This window comes from Streptomyces sp. HSW2009 (assembly GCF_040240285.1).
In the GTDB taxonomy this organism is placed as follows: Bacteria; Actinomycetota; Actinomycetes; order Streptomycetales; family Streptomycetaceae; genus Streptomyces.
In genome coordinates this window covers 1-9,928 of record NZ_JBEHZD010001325.1, presented here as the reverse complement: position 1 = coordinate 9,928, position 9,928 = coordinate 1, and the positions used below count along the sequence as shown (strand labels likewise).

Genomic DNA, 9,928 nt, shown 5'->3' with positions numbered 1-9,928 from the left:
CCGCCGAACTCGACACGATCCTCGCCGACTGGCTCGCCACCAACCCCGACGGCACCGGCTGCGTCATCGGCGCCCCCCCCGGCCCCCCCCCCCCCCCCCGCCGCGCCGTTCCTCCCCCGGGAGGCCCCCGCCCCCCGCCCATGGCATATCGCCACTTTCATGAGCAAAGTGGAAAAACTGCCCTGGCGGAGGCGCACGTGACTGCCCCACCAGGCATGTCGATCGAGGTACGTGATGACCCAGTCGCAACCCGGGTGCTCCCCACACCCGGACCCCCCACGGGTCCCAAGAAGTGCTCCCTCGGCGGCCAGCGTCGAGGGTGTGACGTCAAAGGTTCAAGGCGTGGGACCAATAGATCATTCTGGTCGCCTCGTGTTCGAACCGCTGAAGCACGGTCAATCTAGACCATCGACGCCGAGATGGAGAGGGTATGTGTGCGACTTGTGCTCAAGTTTTGAAAGCGAAGTCACCTTCCGTTGGCCGGAGATGGCGCCCCTGAGGGTGGGGCAGCCCGTGTGACCTGTGCTGACGGATGTTTCTCGGGTGACGACACCCACCCCCGAATGTCTCCCCGTACGCGCCACCCGGCTGCCCTCGGCACTCGCGGACGTCGGCCGGCGGGAGCATCGTGGCTGAGCGGGGGGACGCCGGCCAACCCCCCGGAGCCGCCCACGCCTCAGGACACCAAGATCCATGCGGCCGAAAACCATGGCCCCCGACCGACAGCCTCAACATCACCCCAGGTCAGGGGTGTTACCGCAGGTGAGCTGGCCGGCAAGATAGGCGTGAAAATGCCCATAAGAGCGGGGTGAACTGGGCACACTGGTTTGAACTACCCTCACGTCCGCTGTAGTTCGCACCGCCGTGGCCAACTGGAGCCCTCCTCCTCTCACCCGCGCAACCTGCCGCCGTGAGGGTGGGCCCGTCCGTCGGCGGTACGGGGAACCGTAGGGACGCACACGCGTGAACAGGTGACTCTCCGTACCGGAACCTGGCGGCGCCGTGCGTCCCGATGTCCCTCCGCCGGCCACCCCCGTGATCGAAAGGGACCCCCTCCCGTGGATATCAGCAGACGCCGCCTGATCGGCGCCGCAGGCGTGACCGGCGCGGCACTCGGCCTGTTCAGCGCAGGTCTCAGCACCGGCTCGGCCTGGGCCGCGCCGCGCTACAAGGACGACCCGTACCGCCTCGGCGTGGCCTCCGGCGACCCGACCCCCGACGGCTTCGTGCTGTGGACCAGGCTCGCGCCCGACCCGCTGGCCGTGGACAGCCGCGGTGGCATGCCTGAACGCAAGGTTGCCGTCGAATGGCAGGTGGCCACCGACGAGCGGTTCCGTCACATCGTCCGCTTCGGCTTCGCCTGGGCCGTACCCGAACTCGCGCACTCCGTCCACGCGGAGGTCCACGGACTGCGCCCCGGACGTGAGTACTTCTACCGATTCCGCACCGGCGGCGCGATCAGCCCGGTCGGCCGCGCCCGCACCGCCCCGGCCCCCTTCGGCCCCGGCTGGTCGAACGACGTGAAGTTCGCCTTCGCCTCCTGCCAGTGCTGGTACGAGGGCTTCTACACGGCCTACCGACACATGGCGAACGAGGACCTGGACTTCGTCGCCTTCCTCGGCGACTACCTGTACGAGGGCGGCGTCGGCGCCAACGCCGGTGTCCGCAACATGCAGTTGGACGAGTCGTACCAGCGCGAGACCTACGCCCTCTCCGAGTACCGCAACCGCTACGCCCTCACCAAGCTGGACGCCGACCTCCAGGCCGCGCACGCCGCCTTCGCCTGGATCGTCACCTGGGACGACCACGAGATCGAGAACAACTGGGCCGGCGACATCGCCCAGGTCGACAAGGACGGCTTCCCCGACGACGACATCGCCTCCTTCCGGGCCCGCAAGGCGCGCGCCGCGCAGGCGTACTACGAGCACCAGCCGCTGCGCCTGCCGCAGAAGCCGCGCGGCGACCGGATGCGCCTGTACCGGCGATTGAACTTCGGCTCCGTCCTGGACCTGCACGTCGTGGACACCCGCTCCTACCGCGACGACCAGGTCGGCGGCGACGGCACCAAGCCCGGCTACGACAAGGAGCGGCGCGAGAAGTCCCGCACCATCCTCGGCGCCCAGCAGGAGCGCTGGCTGCTGAACGGCGCCGGCCGGTCGCACGCGACCTGGAACGTGCTCGCCAACCAGACCCTCGTCTCCCAGGTCGACCAGGACCCCAACCCCGACGTCCTCTCCTCGGGCCTGGACATGTGGGACGGCTACACGGCCGCCCGCGACCGGCTGCTCACCGGCTTCTACCGGCGGGGTGTGAACAACCCGGTGATCCTCACCGGCGACATCCACCGCAGCGTGGTCTCCGACCTCAAGCTGGACTTCGACGACCCGAAGTCACCCACCGTCGGCACGGAGTTCGCCGGTACGTCCATCACCTCGGGCAAGGACGGCGCCGCGATGGACAAGGTGGGTTACAACTGGATGACCGAGGGCGTCAACCCGCACCTGAAGTGGCACAACGCCCAGCGCGGCTACACCCGCGTCCGGCTCAACCACCGCGAGCTGCGCGCCGACTACCGCGTCCTGCCGCACGTGACCAAGCCGGACGCCCCGGTGGAGACCGCCGCGTCCTTCCGGATCAAGGCGGGCCGCCCCGGCGCCCAGCAGATCTGACCCGCAACCTGCGGCGACGCTACGCCGCGGGGTAGCCCCCGCGGGCCAGCGCGGCGTGTGGGCCCGGTGTCGTACCGTGCACGATCCGTACGGCACCGCCCACACGCCGCGCGGCGTTTCCTGCGCCCCGGTGTCCCAGCAACTCCCCGTACACCGTTGATGAATCGGGGAGTTGGGCGCCGGGCCACCCACCGTTCCCGTTCGGCCACCCGTTCTGGTTCGGCCGCCCGACCCCGTTCGGCCGTGCAGCCCAGTTCGGCCGCGCGTCCCCGCTGAGTCGCCCGCACCACACGGGCCAGTGCGGAGAGGCCCACCGGGCGGGGGCGGGTGGCTAACCCGCGTTGCCGATCATCGACAGCAACGCCTGGTGGGTTACGGCGTCGGCCGCGACCAGCAGCCCGCGCCGCGCCCCGCCGACCGGCCCGCGCCCCGCTCCGTCGCCTGTCTCGCAGCCTGTCTCGCCGACCGGCGCGCCGTCGAGGTCGGTGACGGTGCAACCCGCCGCCCGACACAGGGCGATGCCGGCCGCGAAGTGCACGCTCGCGGAGAGGTCGCCACCGTCGGTGACGTACGCGGCCCGCTTGCCCGCCGCGACCCAGGCGAGCGCCAGCGACGTGGACAGCGCCCGTGGCCGGAACCTGGCCCCGAAGTCGGGGCGGGCCAACAACTCGACCGCCCGGAACCGCGGCGCGCTCGGGAACGGCGGATCGAGGTTGACGTCCACCAACCCCGAAGCAGCCGACGGCACCAGCGGCGCATCACCACCCGCACCCCGCCGCACCCAGGCGCCCGCCCCGTCGGTGTGGAAGACCTCGTCGCCGAAGGGGTCGGCCACCGCGGCCACCCCACCGACCAGCGCCACGTTGACGCACACCGTCAGGGTGCCGACGGCATAGTTCAACGTCCCGCACAACGGGTCGACCAACCACTGCCGACGAGCCCCTGCGGCCCCCTGCTGCCCGCCCTCCTCACCGAGCACGGCGTCCGCGGGCCGCGCCGCCCGGAGCACGCCGAGGATCGCCTGCTCGGCCGCCACGTCCGCCTCGGTGGCGAAGTCCCCACCACCCTTGTCGAACCGTTCGAGCTGCGTCCCGTACAGCCGCCGCACCACATCGGCCCCGGCCAGCGCAGCGGCGACGGCCACGGCCGCGTCCTCGTCCGCACGGGCGCCCGCGCCGACGTCGGCACCCGGGTTGGTACGGGGGTGGGTCACTGGGTTGGCACCAGGGTTGCTCCCGACCTTGGCACTGACTGCCGCGTCGACTGCACCGTCGGACGGCGTGGTTGTGTTGATCATGGGCGCAGGCTAGCGGGGCAGCCGGTCGACCGGCGTCAGGCGCAGGACTTCCGGTGCTCCAGATGGGGCAGGAGGGCTTCCCAGTCGCTCGTGCTCACGCTCAAGGGGTTGTCGCGGCACAGCTCGCGGTAGATGCGGTCGGTGTCGAGGCTGATGAAGGAGGTCCATTTCCGATTGCTCTGTGTGCCGAAGCTCCGGTGCACGGCGATGGACGATCGCGCGTGGGGGAGGAACTCGACGGTCTCGACGTCCTTGTCCAGGGTGGCGATGCTCGGCGTGCGCCATGCACCGTTGGACGGTACGGACCACAACTGGTAGCCATCGGTCGCCCCGGTGATCGCCAAGTCGCCGGCCGGCCCCATCTGGAGGGACTCGGTGCCACTGCCCAGCCGTAGGGTGCGCTTCAACTCCGGGTGGCGAAAATCCCGTACGTTCCAGAACCTGGTGGTTCCGTCCTTGAGGACGGTGGCGACCTCGTCGTGGCCGACGGAAAAGTATCTCCCCGGGGCAGCGGGGAGCCTGGCACCTCGCTGCGGGTTCCTGGCGTCCCGCACGTTCCACAGCCGGAGGTTCTCCGCCACTTCCTGAGTGATGACCAGCTTCGCGGACGGCACGGCACCGAAACCGATGCCGGAGCTGTTGTACAACGCTCCGTCCTCGATGAGCCCGGCCTTTCGCGGCCGGTCCGGATCGGAGACGTCCCACAGCCGGAGGTCGTCCTCGTCCTCCACGGTCGCCAGCGTGCGGTCGGCAGGGAACCACACGTTCCCGCTGCCCTGGCCCGCCGGCGTGCTGAGCACGGCGCGCCGCCTGGGCCGCTGGGCATCGGTGAGGTCCCACAACTCGGTCCGGCCCTCGTCCAGAACGCCGATGGCCAAGAGCCTGCCGTCGGCACTCTCGTCGGTTTCCACGGACGAGGAGGTGACGGTGATCTCTCCACTCGCCCTTGGGCGCCCCCGGGCGCCGAATTCCCACAGTCGGAAGTGCAGATCGGGTGCCCCCTCCGCCCGACTTTGGCCGATGAGGAGCGGAGTGCGCCGGCCCGGAAGGAAGTGGCTGTCCTTCCATCGGGCGGGCACGGTGAATCCGTGGCGTGGACGCTCCACCCTGGAGATGTCCCAGACATGGGTGACATAGGAGTCGTCACCCTCATTCTCGGTGGTGAGCAGGAGCTTGCCGTCCCGACTGGTGGAAGCGCCGGTGAACAGTGAGGACACGAGGTCGCCCCGAACGGCAGGTGCGGGAGGCCGCTCGGGCCACAGGCGTACGGTTCCGTGCACTTCGCCGGCGGCCAGGTACCTTCCGTCCGGGCTGTACGCCACGGCCTGGACCGGCTCGCCTGCGGGGAGGTCGTCCCATCGCTCTGTTTCGGCCGGCAGCGAGGACTCCCGCGGACCCACACGGCGTATGAGGGCAGAGCCCCCGTCGCTCGCGGCGGCGAGCTCGGTTCCGTCCCGGTGGAAGCTGAGCGAGGGAAGACTCGTACTGCCCCATCCCAGATCGGGCTCGCCCTTCGGCCGAATCGCCCGGAGCCGCCCCCCGGGGTTCACCGACCACCACTCCATCGTGCCAAGGCCCCCGGTGGCCACGAGCAGGTCGCGCTTCGGATGGAAGGCCACCGCCATCACCGATTCGGACGTCCCCGTGCCACGCACCACCGGCCGGTCCGGCTCACGCACGTCCCACACCTTCACCTGTGGCAGCAGCCGACCGTTGCGGCCGTGCCTACCGTTCCCCGTGGCGAGCAACGTGCCGTCACGGTTGAAACCGACCGAGATCACCTCCACCCCGGTGACGACCTGCTGCTGCGTACGCAGCCGCGGGCGGGCCGGCGCGGTCAGGTCCCACAGCCTCAAGGAGCCCCGCTTGTCGCCGGTCGCCACCGTACGGCCGTCGGGGCTGAAGGCCAATGTGTACGCGGTCGCCCTCGGGACGGTGCGGTGGGCCAACCGTCGTGGCTCGTCGGCGTCGGCCACGTCCCACACCGTGAAGCCGTCCGTGCTCTGCACGGCGAGCAGGCGCTTGCGCGGGTGGAAGGCCAGCACAGCGCTGCTGCCCAACTCCATGGCGTGCGCCTTGCGCGGCACGGCCGGCCGGCTGACGTCCCACAGTTGCACCCGGCCGCCGCGCTGGCTGGTGGCGAGCACCTCGCTGTCGGGGCTGAAGGCGAGGTTCAGGATCGGTTGGGAGGAGCCAGGCAGGTCGACGGGGGTCAGAGAGAGGTAGGAGGTGTAGAGGCTGGAGCGGGTCTCCGGGGTGCGGGCGGTGCGGTAGGCGGCCAGGCTCAGCCGCAACGCCATCTGTGGATCGCGCTCGCGTAGGGATTCGGCCTGGTCCGCCAACTGCTGGGCGATCAGGCGGGTTTCGCGCTGTTCGGCGTCCGTCTGCGCTCTGCGGGCCAGTACCGCGAGGGACGTCGCGATGACGGCGAGTGCGAGCACGATCGCCGTACCGGTGCGGAACAGGTTCTTCTTGCGGCGCTCGGCGCGGCCACTGGCGCCGAGGAAGTCCTGTTCCACCGGGCGCAGCGGCAGTGGCGGCCCGTCGTCCGCGGCCAGCATGCGGGACGCCGCCAGGTGTTTGCCCGCGTACAGGCCGCTGGACGGGCGGCCGGCCGCGGACCAGGCGTCGGCTGCCTCGCCCAGCCTGCGGCGCACCAACAGCCCGTCCAGGTCGGCGGCGATCCAGTCCCGCAGCCGCGGCCAGCCGTACAGCAGGGAGTCGTGGCACAGTTGGGCCTCGCCGTCATCCACGATCACCAGCCGAGCCGCGGCGAGGCGGGCGAGCAGGTCGGTGCCGCCGGCCAACTCGGCCACCCGCACCCGGCGCCGGACTGCCTTGCCGTGGTCGTTCACCAACTGCACCATGCCCAGCAGGAGTTGGCGGAGCTCGCGGCGTTCGGCGGCGTCGAGTGCGGTATAGATCCGCTCCGCGGCCCGGGCCACCGAGGTGCGGATGCCGCCGGTGGCCTGGTAGCCGGCGAAGGTGAGGCGGGTGCCGCGCCGTCTGACCCAGGTCTCCTGGAGGGCGTGGGCCAGGAACGGCAGCGCGATCGCGTCGCCCGCGCCGCCGTGTTCCTGCCGCAGCTCGCGCAGCAGGTGGTCGGCCAGGCCGTCCTCCAGCCGGAGACCGGCGTTCTCTGCGGGCCGTACGATGGCTGACCGCAACTCCTCGTCGCCCATCGGCGAAACGGTGAACTGCCCCTCCCGCACCAGCCGGGAGATCCGTGGGTCGCGGAGGCACTGCCCGAGGTAGTCGGCGCGCAGCCCCAGCACGATGCGGGGTCCGCCGACTGGCGCAGGGCTGTCCGCGTCGGTGGCCGCGGGTCCGGCCAGGGCCCGGATGAACAGCTCGCGTTCCTCCGGGTCTTCGCAGTGCGTGAAGATTTCCTCCGCCTGGTCGATCACCAGCAGCGCGGGCGGGTTCGGGAGGCCCGCGGGTGCGGTGAACCGGCCGGCCCCCAGCTCGCGTTCGACCTCGTCGAAGGGGCGGCCCACCGCCTCGGCCCACTTCGCCGTCAGCATCTGGAAGGGCCGCGCGCCGGGGGCCGCAACCATCAGGACGGGGCCCAGACCGCCCGAGTCCACGGCCGCGACCAGACCGGCCCGCAACAGCGAGGACTTCCCCACCCCGGACGGACCCACCAGCACCGTCGGGGCCGTGGTGGCCGGGTCGGTCAACCGTTCAAGGAGGGCGGTCGTCAACTCCTCACGGCCGAAGAAGAGATGACGCTGTTCGGGCAGGAAGGGGCGCATCCCCGGGTAGGGGCACGGGCCGTCGGCCGCCGGCCCCGCTGCCGACTCCGCCCCGTCCCCATCGGCCGGCGACACGTACTGCGCATTGGCGGCCAGCACCAGGTCACCGATGCGGCCCGTGCTGTCCGCGTGCGGGCGGGTGGGCGCGCCCTGGAACCGCCGGTCGAGGTGGCGGTAGACGTCGGACAGGGTGAACCACTTCGGCCCACCCGAGTCACCGTCCTCAAGCAGTCGCAGCAACTCCTCGCTGAACACGGTGTATTGGGCGCCCTCCGGGGCGAAGGAAGCCGCGTAGTGCGTGGCCGAGGCGAGCAGGAAGCTGCCGTCGGGTCGGGCCGACGCGTACGGGTCGCGGCGCGGACCCTGGCGGGCCGCCCGGGCCAGCCCGGAGAAGCAGCAGTCGAGGAAGACCACGGGGCGTACGGGGGCCGCGCCCAGCAGGTTCCGGATCTCGGCGTAGGGCACGGCGTGGACGCTGCTGTCCGCCGACGTACTGCCCGACGTGGCGAGGTACAACTGGTCGGCGGGGCCGAGTAGGCCGTGGCCGACGAAGCAGAAGAGCACGATGCCGCCCGCCGCCGCCTCGACGGCCGCCGCCACCGCGGCCAGCACCTCCGTCGGCCCGTCGGGATCGGTGATCAGCGTGATCCGGTCCTCGGCCACCCCGCACGCCGTGTGCAGCAGCCGGGCGACGGCGGTGGCCGACCGGCTCGCGCTGGGCAGGCTCGCCAGGCGGGAGTCCGCCGGGTGGTGCCCCGTACCCACCACCACAGCACGGCAGTCGGGCCCGCCGAAGTCGCGTGCGTCACCCCGGTCCACGGCTCAACCCAGGTCGGAGTCGGTGGTGGGGCGTGCCGCTCCGCCCGCGTCCGTGGGCCGGCCGTCGGGGTCGCGGTCCGGGTTGCCAGGGTGGTGGGCCGGGTCGCCGGTGGCCTCGGGCTGTTGCAGGGTTGCCGCGATCCGCCGGGCCAACTCGCCCGCGTCCCCGGCGGTCAGGCCGCGCACCCGCTCGCTGGTCACGGTGGTCTGCGTGCCGTCGGGCAGCGTGATGGTGACGGTCTGGGTGCCGCGGCGGTTCTGTAACCAGGCCACGACGGCCGCTGCCAGGGCGGCGGTCGCCCCGCCCGGCGCCAGCAGCAGGGCGACCAACTCGCCCGATGCGCCCATGGTCCCCGCGGCGGGGCTGGGGGCCTGCTCCCGCTGGAGGCTCCCGCGAAGGTCGGGATGGCGGTGCAGCCACCGCCGCAGGTCGCTCGTCGCGGCAAGGGCGTCTTCCTGGGGGCCGCGCACGGCCAGGGTTATCCTCACACCCCCTCCGTACCCCGTACGGGGCGCGAGCCCGCCGGAGGCGCCTGATCCGGATCGCCGGGCTCTGTGGATACGCGGCACAGCCTGCGGCCGGTACGCGACACAGGCTGCGTTCGTGTCGGTCCAGCCCTGCGTTCGGTATCGGTCCGCGTTCGGTGGCGGTCCCGTCTCACGACCGGTGTCGGCCACGCCCCGCGGCCGTCACCCGTCCGGCGCTTCCCGGACGTCCGGCATCTCGCCCATGCTCCGTACGGTCACCGGTTCGCCCGACCCGCCGGCCGCCCGGCCCCGTGTGCGGGTCTTGGCGAGGGCGCGGGCCAGGTGGTGGCGGGCGGTGGGGCGGTCGCCACGGAGGTGGGCCGCGTGGCCGAGGCCGGTCTCGGCGCGGATCTCGCCGCGGGTGTAGGAGCGTTCGGTGGAGACGGCGAGTGCCCGCCCGTACAGGTCCGTGGCCCGCTCGGGGTGGCCGCCGGCGAGGGCGAGGCCGCCGAGACGGGTCAAGGTCTCCACCACCTCGGTCCACAGACCGAGTTCCTCGGCCACCAGCAGACCCTCGTGGTGCAGCCGCTCCGCCCGCGTTCGGTCCCCGGTGCCCTCGGCCACCAGGGCCAGGGCGCGGGCGGCGCGTAGCTGGCCCCAGCGGTCGCCGATCTCGTGGAACAGGGCGGCGCCCCACTCGGCCGCGAGGGCGCCGTGCGCCGGCGCCCGGGTGGCGAGCTCGACCAGGGCCACGGCCTCGCCCCAGCCGTCCCCCGCGGCGCGGGCCCCGGCCAGGGCCGCCCTCACCAGGCGCCGCCCCGGGGGGGGGGGGGGGGGGCCCGGGGGCGGCCGGCCCCGCGCGCCCCCGCCCACCCCCCCCCCCCCCCCCCCCCCCCCCCCCCCCCCCCCCATTTTTTTTT

General features: G+C 72.4%; 4 protein-coding genes and 1 pseudogene. 1 reads left to right on the top strand and 4 read right to left on the bottom strand.

Annotated elements, in window-relative coordinates:
- The first annotated feature begins 1,058 nt into the window (after positions 1-1,058).
- Positions 1,059-2,669 (top strand): alkaline phosphatase D family protein, encoded by a 1,611-nt coding sequence (locus tag AAHZ94_RS36005; protein WP_349997826.1) that lies wholly within the window; start codon positions 1,059-1,061, stop codon positions 2,667-2,669.
- A 331-nt stretch (positions 2,670-3,000) separates the two neighbouring features.
- Here AAHZ94_RS36005 and AAHZ94_RS36000 read toward each other — a convergent pair whose 3' ends face one another.
- The 4 genes and pseudogenes from AAHZ94_RS36000 to AAHZ94_RS35985 form a co-directional block, all read right to left on the bottom strand.
- On the bottom strand, positions 3,001-3,966 hold the full coding sequence (locus AAHZ94_RS36000) for an inositol monophosphatase family protein (RefSeq protein WP_349997825.1): 966 nt from the start codon (positions 3,964-3,966) through the stop codon (positions 3,001-3,003).
- A 35-nt stretch (positions 3,967-4,001) separates the two neighbouring features.
- Positions 4,002-8,540 (bottom strand): caspase, EACC1-associated type, encoded by a 4,539-nt coding sequence (locus AAHZ94_RS35995; protein ID WP_349997824.1) that lies wholly within the window; start codon positions 8,538-8,540, stop codon positions 4,002-4,004.
- Between the two features lie 3 nt (positions 8,541-8,543).
- A complete protein-coding gene (locus AAHZ94_RS35990) occupies positions 8,544-9,029 on the bottom strand; it encodes an effector-associated constant component EACC1 (RefSeq protein ID WP_349997823.1) in 486 nt (161 codons plus the stop codon).
- A 201-nt stretch (positions 9,030-9,230) separates the two neighbouring features.
- Positions 9,231-9,928: pseudogene (locus AAHZ94_RS35985) on the bottom strand (hypothetical protein); the annotation flags it as partial.